Source organism: Hankyongella ginsenosidimutans (assembly GCF_005144965.1).
GTDB lineage: Bacteria > Pseudomonadota > Alphaproteobacteria > Sphingomonadales > Sphingomonadaceae > Hankyongella > Hankyongella ginsenosidimutans.
Genome location: NZ_CP039704.1, coordinates 1,765,816 through 1,780,957 on the forward strand (window position 1 = coordinate 1,765,816; position 15,142 = coordinate 1,780,957).

Below are 15,142 nucleotides of genomic sequence, written 5' to 3' on the forward strand. Positions count from 1 at the left end.
ATGCGCATAAAGAGGACCGCCTGTCGCCAGGCGGCCCTAAGGAGGCGTCATTTCGGAGTGGGTGGTCAGGCCGGGAAAGTAGCCAGATGCATCCACGCCCGAGTTATGCGTTCGCAATGGTTAAAGGAGCGTTAATCTAAACGGATGTTTTCCAAGTTAACCGGTGGATTCGCAGGGACATGGCCTTTCAGCGTCGGAACAAGGCGTCGGCTGCAGCGCGGCTGGCGCCCGCCTGGCGCAACTTGGCGCGCACGCGCTCGATCTCGCCCTCGAGCGTCTGGATGCGCATTTCCAGCTCGGCGACGGAGTGGCGATCCAGGTCCTCGGTCGTCAGCGCCTTCAAAGTGTCCGAGCGGCGGGGGTGTCATCGTCCATCGGCGTCTCCTTGTCCGCATCGGTATACGCAATCTTGACCCTGCGGCCCATCCCTCTGATAAGCGCCGCGAGTCGGGCATGGGGGCGTCACATGGCAGGCATGGCGGCGATTGTCTTTGAGGAACCGGGGACGGCGGAGGTCCTGCGGCTTGAGGACGTGTCGCGGCCGGAACCGGGCCCCGGCGAGGTGCTGATCGCCGTGGCCGCGGCCGGCGTCAACCAGCCGGACATCCTGCAGCGACTGGGCCGCTATCCTGCGCCAAAGGATGCGTCGCCGCTGCTCGGGCTGGAAGTTTCGGGTCGCGTGGTCGCCTGCGGTCCGGGCGTTGCGCGCTGGACCCGCGGCGACCTGGTGTGCGCGCTCGTGAACGGCGGCGGTTATGCGGACTATGCGGTCGCACCCGAAGGGCAGTGCTTGCCTGTTCCGCCCGGCGTGTCGCTGCTTGATGCCGCGGGCCTGCCGGAGACCTATTTCACCGTCTGGTCGACCCTGTTCGAGCGTGCCTATGCCGACGCGGGCGAAAGCGTGCTGGTCCACGGTGGCTCAAGCGGCATCGGTGTCACAACGATCCAGCTCGCCAAGGCCTTCGACATGACGGTCTTTGTTACGGCGGGGACGGCCGCCAAATGCGCGGCCTGCCTTCAACTTGGCGCGGACGCGGCGATCGATTATCGCCAGCAGGATTTCGTCGCCGAGGTGCGCAGCCTGACCGACGGGCGCGGGGTCGACATCGTGCTCGACATGGTCGGCGGCGACTATGTGCCGCGCAACATCGCGTGCCTCGCCGAGAACGGGCCATGTGTCGATCGGCGTACAGAACGGGGCGCAGGCGACCCTCAACATGTTCGATGTGATGCGTCGACGCCTGACCTTGACCGGCGCGACGCTGCGCCCGCGCTCGACCCTGTTCAAGTCGGCGATCGCCGCCGCTCTGGAGGCCGACGTCTGGCCACTGTTCGCCGAAGGACGGCTGCGCGCGGTGACGGATCGGGTATTCCCGCTGGCGCAGGCCGCCGACGCGCACCGCCACGTGGAGGCGCGCGCTCATGTCGGCAGGTCCTGCTTGCGGTCAACGCCGATGCGTGACCGCCAGAGCCGGGAGAGCCGACGTGTCGATTATTCTTCATGAATATCCGCCCTCGGGCAATTGCTACAAACTGCGCCTGCTCATGGCGCATCTGGGCCTCGCCTATGCGCGGCGCGGCTACGACATTCTGAAAGGCGAGACGCGCACGCCGGACTTTCTGGCCAAGGTCAACGGCAACGGCCGGATTCCGGTGCTTGAGATCGACGGCGTGATGCTGCCCGAGTCGAATGCGGCGCTGTATTACCTCGCCCAGGGCACGCCGTACTGGCCGCAGGACAGGCTCGGTCAGGCGCAGGTGCTGCAGTGGCTGTTCTTCGAACAGTACAACCACGAGCCCAATGTCGCCACCGTGCGCTTCTGGGTTGCTTTCGTCGGTGAGGCGAACCTCGACGGCTGGCAAAGGCGACGCTGCCGCGCAAGATCGCAGCCGGCCATGCGGCGCTCCAGGTGATGGAGGATCATCTGGCGCGGACATCGTTCTTCGTCGGCGGCGCGTACGGCATCGCCGACATCGCGCTCTATGCCTACACGCATGTCGCGCCGGAAGGCGGGTTCGATCTCTCGGCCTATCCGGCGCTCAACGCCTGGATGGCGCGGGTCGCCGCCCAGCCCGGCCATGTGCCAATCGAGGCTTGAACCCGGCCCTGCGGGCAGCTACTCTGTGCAAAAGGCCGCCCGTATTGGGCGGCCAATTTTTAGGCGCGCCCGCAGGACGCTGCCGGGACAGGAGACACAGGATGTCGCAACCTCTGATGCCGTTCGCCACCGCTGTCTGGCTGGTCGAGAATACCAGCCTGACCTTTCAGCAGATCGCGGACTTCTGCGGGCTGCATCAGCTCGAGGTTCAGGCGATCGCTGACGATACGGTGCAGACCAAGATGGTCGGCATCGATCCGGTGCGCGCCGGGCAACTGACGATGACGGAAGTCGAGCGCTGCCAGAAAGATCCGGCGGCACGGCTGATCCCGGTCTCCGGCCCGGAGCAGGCCAAGCGCACCAAGGGGCCGCGCTATACACCGGTTTCCCGGCGTCAGGACAAGCCGGACGCCATCGCCTGGCTGCTGCGGTACCACCCCGAGCTCAAGGACAGCCAGATCGCAAAGCTGATCGGCACCACCAAGCACACGATCACCGGCATCCGTGACAAAAGTCACTGGAACATTCAGGCGATCAAGCCGCAGGATCCGGTGGCGCTCGGCCTGTGCAGCCAGCGCGAACTGGATGCCTTGGTCAGCCAGGCGAACAAGGACCGCGCCGCTGCAAACGATGCAGCGATCGTCGATCGTGAAACCGCAGTGCTGGAGGAAGAATTGCGCAAGCTGCGCGCCGCAACGCGCCGGGCGGAGGCGGAAGCTGCCGCATCGACAGATCTTCCGCCTGAAGAATAGTGCGTTTAATAAGCCTTATTGGGCGATACGCTCCAAAGTATCCTTAAGACGCAGCTTTTCCTTCTTGAGTTGATGAACCAGTTGCCAATCCGGCGCAGGGCGCACGCTTTCGCGCGTAATCCGGTTTTCCAGCTGTGCGTGTTTGGCGCTCAGGCTGGTGACATGCTGGTTCATGCTCATCGGGAAATGCTCCTTTCCTTGCATCGGACGGCGAAGCCGCAGGGACTACTCCACCACAGAAGCTGACGGTTGTCAGTCAAAACCGGACGGTGGCCCGCCGTTGCCGTTCAAGCTCAAGCGGTAGTGGTTGAGCCGAAATTAGGGGCAATCTGTGGAACTGCGCCGCGCATCTATTGTTTATAACGCAGGTCGATAGTTTCACGTTAATGTGCATTTCGTGCGCATTAACATTCCTGTAACACTTCGACTCGCCTGTTGCGCATGCGTTAGGGCTTCGCCAGTGCAGCATGCGGCTTTTGGGGCTCTACCCTCCAACCCGCGACTATGTTAGCTGGGCAGCCGAATTGACGCGATGTCGTGGGGTGCCGGTGACCAAGGCCAGCCAGGAAGAACTGCAGGCGCGACTTTCCGCCCTCATCGAGGAACACAGGGATCTCGATGTGGCGATCGACGCCATGATGTCGATGGGGTCCAGCGACCAGCTACAGATGCAGCGGATGAAAAGCGCAAGCTGGCCCTGCGCGATGAAATCGCCCATGTCCAGGATCAGATGGTTCCGGACATTATTGCCTGACGGCGGCGCAAGAGCCTGATCGACATTCAGCGATCAATCTCCTTGGCGCTGGCGCCGAGGCGGTCGAAAAGCTCGTGCAGCATGGTGCGCTCGGACTCCGTCAACTGCTCCAGCAGGCGCGCTTCGACGGCGCGTGCCATCGGTACGATACGGCGGTAGATATCCATGCCTTCCGCCGTCAGGAGAGCAGGGCGCGGCGCGCATCCGCGGGATCGATGGCGGACGCGACGCGGCCCATCGCGATCAGGCGGGTGACGGCGCGCGAGATCGCCACCTTGTCCATCGCGGTTATTTCGCAAATCTGAGAAGCGGTCAGATCGCTGTGCACGCCAAGGATCGCCAGCACTCGCCACTCCGGAAGCTTCAGGCGGAAGCGGCGGGCATAGATCCGCGCGACGGCGCGGCTGACCTGATTCGACAGCACGGAAAGGCGAAACGGAAAAACCTGTTGAGCAACAGCGGTTCAGCGGTCTCGACGGGCGGAGGCGCGGTCATGCGGCCTGACTTTCAAAGGGTGCCACGTTAATATCTGTCTCGATTTTAGAGTTCGCGTCCACCGAAGGCAACGTCCTGTCGTACGCACCGCGAAATCCACCGCGCGCCTTCGACGATGGCATAACCAACCTTGGTCGTGGATCACCCGTCGAAAAATTCGGCTATAATGGCGTCATAACCAGGGAGGAAAAAGTCAATGTCGGAGATCGTCGTACCCGTATCGTCTTCGGTGCGCTCGGCCGCCCATGTGGATGCCGAAGGCTATCAGCGGCTCTATGAGGAATCGATCCGCGACCCCGAGGGCTTCTGGCGGCGGGAAGCGCGGCGGATCGACTGGATCGAGCCTTTCAGCATCGTCAAGAAAACGTCCTTCCACGAGGCGGATTTCGGCGTCTCCTGGTTCGAGGACGGGCAGCTCAACGTCAGCGCCAACTGCCTGGACCGCCATCTTGAAGCGCGTGGCGATCAGGTCGCCATCCTCTGGGAAGGCGACGACCCGACGGAAAGCGAGGCGATAACCTACCGGGACTTGCACGGGCGCGTGTGCCGGGCCGCCAACATGCTGAAGTCGATGGGCGTCCATCGCGGCAGCCGCGTGGTTCTCTATCTGCCGATGATCCCGGCGGCAGCCGTATTCATGCTGGCCTGCACCCGCATCGGCGCCATTCACTGCGTGGTCTTCGGCGGCTTCTCGCCGGACAGCCTGGCCGGCCGTATCCAGGACAGCAACGCGACCGTCGTGGTGACGGCCGACGAAGGTCGCCGCTCCGGTCGGAAAGTGCCGCTCAAGGCCAATGTCGACGAGGCGCTGCTGCGCTGCCCCGGCGTTGAGAAGGTACTGGTCGTCCGCCATACCGGTGGCGCGATCGCAATGCAGGGCGGGCGGGATGTCTGGTACCACGATCTCGAGGCGTCGGTCGCAAGCGACTGCGCGCCGGAGCCGATGGGCGCCGAGGATCCGCTGTTCATCCTTTATACCTCTGGGTCCACCGGCAAGCCGAAGGGCGTGCTGCACACGACCGGCGGCTATCTCGTCTGGAGCGCCATCACCTTTCACTACGTTTTCGATTACAAGCCGGGCGAGGTTTTCTGGTGCACGGCGGATGTCGGCTGGGTCACCGGCCACAGCTACCTCGTCTATGGACCGCTGGCGAACGGCGCGACGACGGTGATGTTCGAAGGCGTGCCCAACTATCCGGACTTCGGGCGCTTCTGGAACGTGGTCGACAAGTACAAGGTGAATATTCTCTACACGGCGCCAACCGCGATTCGGGCGCTGATGCGCGAGGGCGACGATTGGGTGAAGCAGTATTCGCGCGCCAGCTTGCGGCTTCTGGGATCGGTCGGCGAGCCGATCAACCCGGAAGCCTGGCAATGGTATTATAAGGTCGTCGGTGGCGAACGCTGCCCGATCGTCGATACCTGGTGGCAGACCGAAACCGGCGGCATCCTGATCTCGCCACTGCCGGGCGCCACCGACCTCAAGCCTGGCTCCGCCACGCGGCCGTTCTTCGGCATCCAGCCGCAGATTGTCGATGCGAACGGGGCCGTGCTCGATGGGGCGACGGAGGGCAATCTCGTGCTGATCGACAGTTGGCCCGGGCAGATGCGCACGGTCTGGGGCGACCATGAGCGCTTCTTCCAGACCTACTTCACCACCTATCCCGGTAAGTACTTCACCGGCGATGGCTGCCGTCGCGATGCCGATGGTTATTACTGGATCACCGGCCGGGTCGACGACGTGATCAACGTCTCTGGCCACCGCATGGGCACCGCGGAAATCGAGAGTGCGCTGGTCTCGCATGTGAAAGTCGCGGAAGCCGCAGTCGTGGGCATGCCGCACGACATCAAGGGGCAGGGCATCTATGCCTATGTCACCCTGAACGCCGGAGAGACCGGCGACGAGGGGTTGCGCAAGGAGCTGGTGCAGTGGGTACGGCACGAAATCGGGCCGATCGCCTCGCCGGATGTCATCCAGTTCGCGCCGGGGCTGCCCAAGACCCGCAGCGGCAAGATCATGCGGCGTATCCTGCGCAAGATTGCCGAAGGAGATATTGGCAGCCTCGGCGATACCTCGACCTTGGCGGACCCGACCGTCGTCGACAGCCTCGTGGCGGAACGCGCGGTGCGCGGTTAGACCCCTTCCCAGTCAGGTTGAATCAAGCGGGCTGGATAAGAAGGGTCTACAACATTGGGTCGACCCTGTTTTTCTCATTCGGGCCGAAGCAGATTCGCTTCCGCCCGAATGAGACAGGGTCTAGCCGGGGTGAAAGCCTGCTCGCGCGGCGGTGGCCGCTGCGCGGACATGGCAGCCCTCGACATGGTCGTTCACCATGCCCATCGCCTGCATGAACGCGTAGCAGGTCGTCGGGCCGACGAAGGTCCAGCCCTGCTTTTTCAGGTCCTTGCTCAAAGCGCTCGAGGTCGTCGTCGTCGCGTTGGCGCACAGCGCTGCCTTGGTGAACTGTTGCGGACGTTCGTCCTCAGGCGGCTCGAAGCGCCAGAAATACGCTGCCAGCGACCCATGGCGATCCATCAGGGCGAGCGCGCGCCGCGCGTTGTTGATCGTCGACTCGATCTTGCCGCGATGACGGATAATCCCGCTGTCGGTCAGCAGGCGGCTGATGTCCTCGTCATCGAAACGCGCCACCTGTTCCGGGTCGAAGCCTGCGAACGCCGCCCGGAAGTTTTCGCGTTTGCGCAGGATGGTCAGCCACGACAGCCCGGACTGAAACCCTTCCAGGCAGATCTTCTCAAACAGGCGGCGATCGTCAGCGACGGGAAAGCCCCACTCGGTGTCGTGATAGTGCTGATAGAGCGGATCATCGCCTGGCCACCAGCACCGTTGAGCGCCGTCGCTATCGATATGCCAGTCGTTCATGCGGCCGCACACGCCGCGCACAGGCCGATCACTTCCAGGACCGGCTTCAGCGCGGTGTAGCCTTGCGCGGCGGCGCGCGCGCGCAGGGCATCCGTCAGGGTATCGTCATCGAGGTGGCGGGTCTCGCCGCACTGCACGCACACCAGGAAAATACAGTCGTGGCGATGCTGCGGATGGGCGCTGGCGAGATAGGCGTTCCGGCTTTCGATCCGCGTCGCCAGATTCGCCTGCACGAACAGGTCCAGCATGCGATAGACGGTGTTGGGGCGATCCGGCGGCCAAGGGTCCGCGATACCGAATCCGCGATGTCATACGCGCTTGCAGGTTTGGGCTGTGCGGCCAGCGCAGAAACACCTGCTCGCGCAGGGGTCCACTGCTCGCCAGCGCTGTCGAGCGCCTGCCGTTGCGCAACGCTCAGGCTCAAAGTCTCGTCTGCCGTGCTCATGATGGCACTATGCGCAGGCTGCCGCGCAAAAACAACGTCAGATGGTCGCACTCAGGCGCGTGCGCGCTTGATGTTCAGGATGTGGGCGCTGCTGAGAGCGAGGCTGCCGAGGATGGAGAGCAGCATCTCCGACCGGTCGGCATGGCCGACCAGCAGCGCCATGAACAGCAGCAGGCACCCGCTCGCGGCCAGCAACGCCAGCGGCAGCGAAGCGGCACGCCCGCTGCGCGGTGTGAAGGCGAAGAGCGAAAGCCCGACAGCAACGACCAGCACCACAACATGCAGCACATGGTGGCTCTGGCTCAGGCTGGTGGCGGACACGGCGAGCGTAGCAGCAAGCCCGAGCACGCAATGCAGCGCGCAAAGGCCGGATAAACCGATGCCAAACAGGTCGGCAGGCGAACGGGGCAGGCTGGTGACGCGCATCATGGTTGTGATATAATGTAACACGAGGGAAATCAAGCCTGCAACAGAACAGCGTCCATCCGGCTTGCGCGCGCATGTCGCAGTGGCGCGATCCGTTGCCCTCCGCTAGGGGAGACGCATGCTGATGAGCCCCTTAGCTGAAAACAGAGCCGCGCCGGACCTCGCGCAGCGCGCGGTGTTCTGGTGGCTGATTGCTGTGGCGCTGATGATTTTCCTGATGGTTGTGGTCGGCGGCGCGACGCGGCTTACCGAGTCAGGCCTGTCGATCACGCACTGGTCGCCGATCAGCGGCGCTCTGCCGCCCCTGTCGGCTGCGGATTGGCAGCGCGAATTCGCCCTGTACCAGCAGACGGACGAATATCGGCTGGAGCATGCCTGGATGCAGCTTGCCGACTTCAAGCAGATCTTCTGGTGGGAGTGGGGGCACCGGCTGCTGGGCCGGCTGATCGGCCTTGTCTATGCTTTGCCCTTCTTCTGGTTTTATGGCGCAGCCAGTTGCCCAGAACACTTGTCCCGCGCTTCTGGGTCATGCTGGCGCTGGGCGGCCTGCAGGGGCCATTGGCTGGTGGATGGTGGCATCCGGCCTGGTCGGCCGCACCGATGTCAGCCACTATCGGCTGGCGGTGCACCTGCTGATGGCGCTTGCCATTTTCAGTCTGGTCGTTTGGACCGCGTTCGACCTGCGTCCGGCCAAGGCCAGCATGGACACGCGGCTGAAGATTCCCAGCATTGTCACCTTGGCGTTGCTGCCAGTGCAGATTGGGCTGGGAGCCTTTGTCGCCGGCCTGAACGCTGGCTTTGCTTTCAACACCTGGCCGCTGATGGGAGACCGTTTCGCGCCGGATGGTTTATGGTCGCTGACGCCGGTCTGGCTGAACGCCCTGGAAAATCCGATTACGGTTCAATTCCTGCACCGCAGTGTAGCTTATGCCCTGTTTGCAGCCGGGATGTGGGCCTGCGCCTGCGCCTGGCGCGCAGGCTACCGCGTGCGGGCCTGTATACTGGCAGCGGCATTGACCGGGCAGGTGGCGCTCGGGGTTGCAACCCTGGTCAGCGGCGTGCCCGTCTGGCTCGGGTGGCGCACCAGGCCGGCGGGGTGTTGCTGCTGGCGGCGGCACTGTGGGTGGCGCATGCCGCCGTAGGCGGGCAGATACGCGGTATCAGTATACCGCAACACTGATAATCTGATATCGCTTGACTTTTTCGCTGGTTTCGAAATAAGCGCGTCTTCCCGGCGGCACCCTAACGTGCCGCCAAGATTTTTCCGCGGCTGGCATGCTCGGTGCGGAACAGAGAGGCACACATGAAAACCTTCGTGGCGAAACCCGCCGAGGTGGACAAGAAGTGGCTGCTGATCGATGCTGATGGCCTGGTTGTGGGCCGTCTGGCGGCGATCATCGCCAACCACCTGCGCGGCAAGCACAAAACCACCTACACCCCGCACGTCGACTGCGGTGACAACATCATCGTCATCAACGCGGAAAAAGTGCGCTTCACCGGGCGCAAGCTCAGCCAGAAATTCTACTATCGGCACACGGGGTATCCCGGCGGCATCAAGGAACTCCGTGCCGACCACGCGCTGGACGGCCGCTTCCCGGAGCGCGTTCTGGAGAAAGCGGTCGAGCGCATGGTGCCGCGTGGCCCGCTGGGCCGCAAACAGATGCGTAATCTGCGCATTTTGCTGGAACTGTGCATCCGCATGAAGCGCAGAACCCCACAATCCTGGATGTGGCGGCGATGTCGCCCAAGAACAAGCGAGGCCTGATGTCCGAGGTGCATGACCTGCAAGACCTGAAGTCCCTGACCAGCGGTACCACGGAGGTCGAGCCGGCCCCTGCGTGAGCCGGAAATCGATGCCCACGGCCGCAGCTATGCGACCGGCAAGCGCAAGAACGCCATCGCGCGTGTCTGGCTGAAGCCGGGCAGCGGCCGCATTGTGGTCAACGGCCGCGATCAGACGGAATATTTCGCCCGTCCGACCCTGCGGCTGATCATCAACCAGCCGTTCCTGGTCGCTGACCGTGTCGACGCCTACGATGTCTACGCGACCGTCAGCGGCGGCGGCCTCTCGGGCCAGGCCGGTGCTGTCAAGCACGGCATTGCCCAGGCGCTGCAGAAGTATGAGCCGGTGTTGCGGTCGGCGGTCAAGTCGGCCGGCTTCCTCACCCGCGACGCCCGCGTCGTCGAGCGGAAGAAGTACGGTCGCGCCAAGGCCCGCCGCAGCTTCCAGTTCTCGAAGCGCTAGAGCAACGGACTTTAAATCTGCAACAGCTGGGTGGCATGCTCATGGCAGATTTAAAGTCCAAAGTTGCTCTATATATCTTTGACTCTAAAGCATCTTTTCTCCTTAAATGCGACACGGTGCCTGGTCCAGTCCTGGGTCGCATTTAAGGCGAGATGCTTTAAGCGCACATCTGGACGACAAAACGAAAGGGCGTGCCGCTGGCGCGCCCTTTTGCATTTCGCTCAGTTCAAGGTCCGCCTGGCGTAGGGGCTGTCGAGGGAGAAGGCGGGAATGTCGATCTCGAACGCGCGGCCATCCTCGGCAACCATCTGGTAGCGGCCGGCCATGAAACCGGTCGGGGTGTTGAGCGGGCAGCCCGAGCCGTAGGTGAAGGCTTCACCTGGCTCCAGGGTCGGCTGCTCGCCAACCACGCCATCGCCCGTCACTTCCTGCACCATGCCGTTGCCGTCCGTGATGATCCAGTGCCGCGAGCGCAACTGCGCGGTCACGTCGCCGTGGTTCTCGACGCGGATTTCGTAACCCCAGAGGTATTTGCCGTCGGCCTCGTCCGACTGGTCGTCCAGGAAGACCGGCCGCACGCGCACGACAAAGCCCTCGGTGCGGGCGGCGTACGGGTAGTCGTCGTCGCTGTCGGTCATGGGGTCTCCGCTCGTCATGCGCCGGCGGCGCGCAGGGCGCGGTCGAGGTCCTCAGTGAGGTCCTGTGGGTCTTCAAGGCCGATCGAGACGCGGATCAGGCCGGGTGTGATGCCCAGCCCTGCGCGTAGTTCCGGCGGCACCGCCTTGTGGGTCGTCGTCTCCGGGTGGGTCGCCAGGCTGCGGGAGTCGCCGATATTGTTTGAGATATCGACAAGTTCCAGCGCGTTCAGGAACGCGAAGGCGCGATCGCGGCTCCCGAGATCGAAACAGAAGATCGTGCCGCCGCGCGCCATCTGCGCCTTCGCCAGCGCATATTGCGGGAAGTCCGGCAGGCCTGGAAAGCGCAGGCCCGGCGCGCGACCGGCAAGTGCTGCGACCACGGCATCGGCGTTATCGCACATCCGGTGCAGGCGCAGCTCCAGCGTCTCCAGCCCCTTGAGCAGCACCCAGGCGTTGAACGGCGAGAGCGCGCCACCAGTGTGCCGCAGGAAGGGGAACAGGTGCTCGTCGTGGAACTGCTGGCTGCAGCAGATCACGCCGCCCATGGCGCGGCCCTGGCCGTCGATGTGCTTGGTTGCGGAGTAGGCGACGATGTCCGCGCCGAGTTCGAGCGGACGTTGCAGCAGTGGTGTCGCGAAGACATTGTCCACGACGACGAACGCGCCGGCCGCCTTCGCCAGAGCGCTTACCCCTGCGATGTCGACGACGTCCAGTGTCGGGTTCGCCGGCGTCTCCAGGAAGCACATCCGTGTCTCGGGCCGGATCGCTGCGCGCCAGGCGTCCAGGTCGCGGCCATCGACCGTGGTCGTGGCAATTCCGTAGCGGGGCAGCAGGGTATCCATCAGCCAGCGACAACTGCCGAACAGGGCGCGCGAGGCCACCACATGGTCTCCGGCTTTCAGGGCGCAGAGCAGCGCTGCGGTCATGGCCGCCATGCCGGTTGCCGTGGCCCGGGCGATATCCGCACCCTCAAGGATGGCCATGCGTTCCTCGAACATGGCGACGGTCGGGTTGCCCTGGCGGGTGTAGGTGAAACCCGGGCGCACGCCTTCGAACCGGCCCGCGACCTCCTCGGCGCTGTCGTAGGCGAAACCGGACGTCATGAAGATCGCCTCCGACGTCTCGCCGAAGTCGGAGCGCCAGGTGCCGGCGCGCACGGCCTGGGTTGCGGGTCGCCATCTCTGCGTGATCTGACGATTGAAGCCCGTGGTGTTCTTCATCTGCGCTCAACCTCTTTGTGCGGGCTGCATCACTAGCCGTGCGCTGCATCGAGCGTCAACGCGCTAGACCATGGTCGTCGTCGACACTGGCCGTCCGCATGGTAGACATGTAGTTTAGCGGCCGAGTAGAGACCGCAAAAGGGAGGATGCGGTGCCGACGTGGTTGCCGCTCGGGCTGGCGCTGAGTTACGCGCTCATGCTCTTCGTCGTCGCCTGGCGCACGGAACTCCGCGCAGCGCGGGGCGCTGGCGCATCCGGCCCGCTGACCTACGCCATGTCCTTGGCGGTCTACTGCACGTCCTGGACGTTTTTCGGCGCCGTCGGGACGGCGGCGACCAACGGCTGGAATTATCTTCCCATCTATCTGGGGCCGGTTCTGGTCCTGCTGCTCGGCAACGGGTTCATGCGCAAGCTGGTCATGGCCGCCAAGCAGGACGGTGCCATTTCCATCGCGGACTTCATATCCTCGCGCTATGGCAAGGATCGCAGGCTGGCGGCGGTCGTCACGCTGCTCGCGCTCTTGTCCGCGCTGCCGTACATCGCGCTTCAGCTCAAATCGCTGGGCATGACCTACAACGAACTTGTGAACAGCGCGCCCGGGCAATCGGCGGCAGCACCGGAGGCCGGCACCGTGCTGCTGATCGCGGGGTGCTGGCGCTGTTCGCCATCGTGTTCGGAACCCGGCGCTATGATGCCGCAGGCCGCAATCATGGCCTGGTCGTCGCGGTGGCCATGGAGTCGGTCGTCAAGGTCGCCGCATTGACGATCGCTGGGCTGTTCGCCGTCTGGCTGCTGTGGGTGCGCCTGCGCCCGCGCGCACGGCGGGTCTGGAGCGCCTGAAGGACATGTTTGCGCTCAGCGCGCTTTCGCTGGATTTTCCCGTGATCTGCCTGTTGTCCATGTCCGCGATCCTGTGTCTGCCCCGGCAGTTCCATATCGCGGTCGTTGAGGCGACCGACCCGGACCACATCCGCCGGGCGCGGTGGACGTTCCCGGCATACTGCGCGCTTACAGCAGCCGTCGTCGTCCCCATCACATGGGCCGGGCTGGCCCTGCTGCCGAGCGGTGCCGCGCCGGACCTCTATGTGATCGACCTGCCGCTGCTGAGCGGCCACACCGGGATTGCGACCTTGGTGTTCATCGGCGGTTTCTCGGCTGCGACCGCCATGGTGATCGTCGAGACGCTGGCGCTTGCGACCATGGTGTCGAACGACATCCTTGCGCCGCTGATCCTGCGCAGCAGCGCCATGACCCGGGAACACGATATCGGCCGGCAACTGCTGATCGTGCGTCGCCTGTCCATTATGGCGATCGTCGCCGCCGCCTATGCTTACTATCGCACGGTCGACAGCGGCGAGACTTTGGCAGCGATCGGCCTCATCGCCTTCGCTGCCGCGGCGCAGTTTGCGCCAGCCGTCGTGGTGCCGTCGTCAGCGCAAAATGCAGCACTGCGGCGGCTGGTGCCGGCTTGGTGGCGGGGGACTGTTCTGGCTTTACACGCTGTTCCTGCCCTCGACGCTTGGCGTCGAGAACATGAAGGCATTCCTTGACCCTTGGCGGGACTGGCTGGACCCGCATGCCCTCTTCGGCCTCGCCGGACTGAGTCCGATTACGCATGGCACAATCTGGAGCCTTGGCAGCAACATCACCATTTTCTCCTGCTGACCTACAGCCGCCCGCTGCGGCGCGTGGTCGCCGGCTTCGTCGCCACGCGCATGCCGCCGTCGCGCTTCGGTTTCGTGCGGACGGTCGGCGATGTCCGCACCCTTGCGGCGCGCTTTGTCGGTCATGAAGTCACCAACGACGCTTTTCCCGATTGGATACGCGCTCCAAGGCTCTCGACGCGCCCCTGAACGGCGAGGCGGCGCGATGCGCCGAGCGCTTGATCGCCAGCGTGATCGGCGCGCCGTCCGCGCGCGTCATCATGTCGTCCGCCATGACCGGGGCCAGTCTCGGCATGGCGGATGTCGTCCAGCTGCTCGATGAAACCAGCCACAGCCTGCAGTTCTCGAAGGACCTGCTCGCGGCGACGCTCGAACATATCGACCCGGGTGTCAGCGTGGTCGACAAGGACCTGCGCCTGGTCGCCTGGAACCGGCGATACGTGGAGATTTTCGATTATCCGCCGGGCTTTGTGCGGGTGGGGCAGCCGGTCGACGATCTGATCCGCTATAATGCGATGCGTGGCGAGTGCGGGCCCGGCGAGGTGGATGCGCTGGTCGCGCGCCGGATGATGCACATGCGGCGGGCGCAGCCGCACACCTTCGAGCGGGTGCGACCCGGCGGCACGATCATCAAGACAGTCGGCGGGCCGATGCCGGACGGCGGCTATGTGATGTGCTTCACCGATGTGACCCTTGAGCGCCGCGCGCAGCAAGCGCTCGAGGCCGCGCGCGACGAGTTGGAGGCCCGCGTCACGGAACGCACGCGCGCATTCATGGAGGCCAACCGCGATCTCGCCCGCGAAGCCGACCGTACCCGGCAGCTTGCCGCGGAACTGCGGCTCGCCCAGCAGGCCTCCGATGCCGCCAACCGGGACAAGACCCGGTTTCTGGCCGCGGCAAGCCATGACTTGCAGCAGCCGCTGCACGCCGCGCGCCTGCTGTGCGGGGCGCTTGGCGCGCAGGTCGATGACAAGGGCCAGGCGCTCACCCGCAAGATCGATGCGGCGATCGGGGCGGCGGATCGCCTGCTCAAGTCGTTGCTGGACATCTCGCGGCTTGATGCGGGCGGCATCCAGCCGAAGCCGAGCGCCTGGCGCATCGGCGAATTGTTCGAGGAACTTGAGGCAGAATTTGCGCCGCTCGCGGCCGAGCGCGGCTTGTCCCTGCGCGTGCGCAGCCGCCCGGTCGCGGTTTATACGGATCGGGTGCTGCTGCGCTCGATCCTGCAGAACTTCCTCTCCAACGCGCTGCGCTACACGCGCGCTGGCGGGGTTCTGCTGGCCTGCCGGGTGCGCGGCGACAAGGTGCGGCTTGAAGTCTGGGATAGCGGACCCGGTATCCCCGAGGACATGCACGGGGCGATTTTCGAGGAGTTCCGGCGCTGCCGACCTTTTCGCGAACGGAGCAGGGGCGGGCCTGGGCCTGGCCATCGTGCAGCGGATCGCCCGTCTGCTGGATGCCGACCTGGGATTGTCCTCGCGCCTGAAGCGCGGAAGCCGCTTCTGGGTCAGCCTGCCGCTGCA

16 protein-coding genes and 7 pseudogenes are annotated in these 15,142 nt (G+C 64.5%); 14 read left to right on the forward strand and 9 right to left on the reverse strand.

Annotated features, from left to right (window positions below):
• Nucleotides 1–187: 187 nt before the first annotated feature.
• The gene (locus E6W36_RS10315; RefSeq protein WP_222872536.1) at nucleotides 188–343 is read right to left on the reverse strand and encodes a DUF1192 family protein; all 156 of its coding nucleotides are present in this window, start codon (nucleotides 341–343) and stop codon (nucleotides 188–190) included.
• A gap of 132 nt (nucleotides 344–475) precedes the next feature.
• Between E6W36_RS10315 and E6W36_RS23380 the strand changes: the two are divergent.
• The 4 genes and pseudogenes from E6W36_RS23380 (at nucleotide 476) to E6W36_RS10330 (ending at nucleotide 2,851) form a co-directional block, all read left to right on the forward strand.
• A pseudogene (locus E6W36_RS23380) lies at nucleotides 476–1,505 on the forward strand (NAD(P)H-quinone oxidoreductase).
• Nucleotides 1,486–1,914, forward strand: a complete 429-nt coding sequence (locus E6W36_RS22090; protein ID WP_342776649.1) for a glutathione S-transferase — start codon at nucleotides 1,486–1,488, stop codon at nucleotides 1,912–1,914. Before E6W36_RS23380 ends, E6W36_RS22090 begins: the two are co-directional and overlap by 20 nt.
• Complete coding sequence (locus tag E6W36_RS22095; RefSeq protein ID WP_342776877.1) at nucleotides 1,914–2,099, forward strand: glutathione binding-like protein; 186 nt, start codon at nucleotides 1,914–1,916, stop codon at nucleotides 2,097–2,099. The genes E6W36_RS22090 and E6W36_RS22095 overlap by 1 nt, the downstream gene beginning before the upstream one ends.
• A 101-nt stretch (nucleotides 2,100–2,200) precedes the next feature.
• A complete protein-coding gene (locus tag E6W36_RS10330; RefSeq protein WP_222872537.1) occupies nucleotides 2,201–2,851 on the forward strand; it encodes a cell cycle transcriptional regulator TrcR in 651 nt (216 codons plus the stop codon).
• Between the two features lie 15 nt (nucleotides 2,852–2,866).
• Here the strand turns inward: E6W36_RS10330 and E6W36_RS10335 are convergent, their stop codons facing one another.
• On the reverse strand, nucleotides 2,867–3,031 hold the full coding sequence (locus tag E6W36_RS10335) for a YdcH family protein (protein ID WP_246047523.1): 165 nt from the start codon (nucleotides 3,029–3,031) through the stop codon (nucleotides 2,867–2,869).
• A gap of 368 nt (nucleotides 3,032–3,399) precedes the next feature.
• On the opposite strand from E6W36_RS10335, the pseudogene E6W36_RS18885 reads away from it, so the two are divergent.
• Nucleotides 3,400–3,605, forward strand: a pseudogene (locus E6W36_RS18885) (YdcH family protein).
• Nucleotides 3,606–3,631: 26 nt separating this feature from the next.
• Here E6W36_RS18885 and E6W36_RS10345 read toward each other — a convergent pair.
• Both E6W36_RS10345 and E6W36_RS10350 read right to left on the reverse strand, forming a co-directional pair.
• Entirely contained in the window at nucleotides 3,632–3,772 is a 141-nt protein-coding gene (locus E6W36_RS10345; RefSeq protein ID WP_222872538.1) for a hypothetical protein, read from the reverse strand.
• Nucleotides 3,773–3,783: 11 nt separating this feature from the next.
• On the reverse strand, nucleotides 3,784–4,029 hold the full coding sequence (locus E6W36_RS10350) for a MarR family winged helix-turn-helix transcriptional regulator (RefSeq protein WP_281277289.1): 246 nt from the start codon (nucleotides 4,027–4,029) through the stop codon (nucleotides 3,784–3,786).
• A 267-nt stretch (nucleotides 4,030–4,296) separates the two neighbouring features.
• Here E6W36_RS10350 and acs point away from each other — a divergent pair, with 267 nt between their 5' ends.
• Nucleotides 4,297–6,237, forward strand: coding sequence for an acetate--CoA ligase (gene acs / locus E6W36_RS10355; protein ID WP_222872540.1), 1,941 nt, complete (start codon nucleotides 4,297–4,299; stop codon nucleotides 6,235–6,237).
• 120 nt (nucleotides 6,238–6,357) lie between these two features.
• On the opposite strand, the gene E6W36_RS10360 is transcribed toward acs, so the two are convergent.
• From E6W36_RS10360 to E6W36_RS10370, 3 genes and pseudogenes are all read right to left on the reverse strand, one after another.
• Nucleotides 6,358–6,981, reverse strand: a complete 624-nt coding sequence (locus E6W36_RS10360) for a DNA-3-methyladenine glycosylase I (RefSeq protein WP_222874457.1) — start codon at nucleotides 6,979–6,981, stop codon at nucleotides 6,358–6,360.
• Nucleotides 6,978–7,426, reverse strand: a pseudogene (locus tag E6W36_RS10365) (Fur family transcriptional regulator). Before E6W36_RS10365 ends, E6W36_RS10360 begins: the two are co-directional and overlap by 4 nt.
• A gap of 51 nt (nucleotides 7,427–7,477) precedes the next feature.
• Nucleotides 7,478–7,855, reverse strand: a complete 378-nt coding sequence (locus E6W36_RS10370) for a MerC domain-containing protein (RefSeq protein WP_222872541.1) — start codon at nucleotides 7,853–7,855, stop codon at nucleotides 7,478–7,480.
• A gap of 214 nt (nucleotides 7,856–8,069) precedes the next feature.
• Here E6W36_RS10370 and E6W36_RS10375 point away from each other — a divergent pair.
• From E6W36_RS10375 to rpsI, 3 pseudogenes are all read left to right on the forward strand, one after another.
• Nucleotides 8,070–8,994: pseudogene (locus E6W36_RS10375) on the forward strand (COX15/CtaA family protein).
• 161 nt (nucleotides 8,995–9,155) lie between these two features.
• Nucleotides 9,156–9,613, forward strand: a pseudogene (gene rplM, locus E6W36_RS10380) (50S ribosomal protein L13); the annotation flags it as partial.
• Nucleotides 9,614–9,674: 61 nt separating this feature from the next.
• Nucleotides 9,675–10,097: pseudogene (rpsI, locus tag E6W36_RS10385) on the forward strand (30S ribosomal protein S9); the annotation flags it as partial.
• Nucleotides 10,098–10,318: 221 nt separating this feature from the next.
• On the opposite strand, the gene apaG reads toward rpsI, so the two are convergent.
• Together apaG and metZ are read right to left on the reverse strand one after the other, a co-directional pair.
• Nucleotides 10,319–10,735, reverse strand: coding sequence for a Co2+/Mg2+ efflux protein ApaG (apaG, locus tag E6W36_RS10390; protein WP_222872542.1), 417 nt, complete (start codon nucleotides 10,733–10,735; stop codon nucleotides 10,319–10,321).
• A 14-nt stretch (nucleotides 10,736–10,749) separates the two neighbouring features.
• A complete protein-coding gene (gene metZ / locus E6W36_RS10395; protein ID WP_222872543.1) occupies nucleotides 10,750–11,955 on the reverse strand; it encodes an O-succinylhomoserine sulfhydrylase in 1,206 nt (401 codons plus the stop codon).
• A 151-nt stretch (nucleotides 11,956–12,106) separates the two neighbouring features.
• Here metZ and E6W36_RS10400 point away from each other — a divergent pair, with 151 nt between their 5' ends.
• From E6W36_RS10400 to E6W36_RS10415, 5 genes and pseudogenes are all read left to right on the forward strand, one after another.
• Nucleotides 12,107–12,718, forward strand: coding sequence for a sodium:solute symporter family transporter (locus E6W36_RS10400; RefSeq protein ID WP_222872544.1), 612 nt, complete (start codon nucleotides 12,107–12,109; stop codon nucleotides 12,716–12,718).
• Nucleotides 12,719–12,749: 31 nt separating this feature from the next.
• Entirely contained in the window at nucleotides 12,750–13,505 is a 756-nt protein-coding gene (locus E6W36_RS10405) for an SLC5/6 family protein (protein ID WP_222872545.1), read from the forward strand.
• Complete coding sequence (locus E6W36_RS20690) at nucleotides 13,489–13,620, forward strand: hypothetical protein (RefSeq protein ID WP_281277290.1); 132 nt, start codon at nucleotides 13,489–13,491, stop codon at nucleotides 13,618–13,620. Before E6W36_RS10405 ends, E6W36_RS20690 begins: the two co-directional genes overlap by 17 nt.
• A 23-nt stretch (nucleotides 13,621–13,643) precedes the next feature.
• Nucleotides 13,644–13,808, forward strand: coding sequence for a hypothetical protein (locus tag E6W36_RS10410; protein WP_222872546.1), 165 nt, complete (start codon nucleotides 13,644–13,646; stop codon nucleotides 13,806–13,808).
• Nucleotides 13,809–13,912: 104 nt separating this feature from the next.
• Nucleotides 13,913–15,080, forward strand: a pseudogene (locus E6W36_RS10415) (sensor histidine kinase); the annotation flags it as partial.
• Nucleotides 15,081–15,142 lie beyond the last annotated feature (62 nt).

What these genes read in the sequence shown, in the direction of transcription:
- metZ (WP_222872543.1), bottom strand. Translation starts at nt 11,955, where the DNA reads ATGAAGAACACCACGGGCTTCAATCGTCAGATCACGCAGAGATGGCGA.
- E6W36_RS20690 (WP_281277290.1), top strand. Translation starts at nt 13,489, where the DNA reads ATGAAGGCATTCCTTGACCCTTGGCGGGACTGGCTGGACCCGCATGCC.
- E6W36_RS10345 (WP_222872538.1), bottom strand. Translation starts at nt 3,772, where the DNA reads ATGGATATCTACCGCCGTATCGTACCGATGGCACGCGCCGTCGAAGCG.
- E6W36_RS10335 (WP_246047523.1), bottom strand. Translation starts at nt 3,031, where the DNA reads ATGAGCATGAACCAGCATGTCACCAGCCTGAGCGCCAAACACGCACAG.
- E6W36_RS10370 (WP_222872541.1), bottom strand. Translation starts at nt 7,855, where the DNA reads ATGATGCGCGTCACCAGCCTGCCCCGTTCGCCTGCCGACCTGTTTGGC.
- apaG (WP_222872542.1), bottom strand. Translation starts at nt 10,735, where the DNA reads ATGACCGACAGCGACGACGACTACCCGTACGCCGCCCGCACCGAGGGC.
- E6W36_RS10360 (WP_222874457.1), bottom strand. Translation starts at nt 6,981, where the DNA reads ATGAACGACTGGCATATCGATAGCGACGGCGCTCAACGGTGCTGGTGG.
- acs (WP_222872540.1), top strand. Translation starts at nt 4,297, where the DNA reads ATGTCGGAGATCGTCGTACCCGTATCGTCTTCGGTGCGCTCGGCCGCC.
- E6W36_RS22095 (WP_342776877.1), top strand. Translation starts at nt 1,914, where the DNA reads ATGGAGGATCATCTGGCGCGGACATCGTTCTTCGTCGGCGGCGCGTAC.
- E6W36_RS10330 (WP_222872537.1), top strand. Translation starts at nt 2,201, where the DNA reads ATGTCGCAACCTCTGATGCCGTTCGCCACCGCTGTCTGGCTGGTCGAG.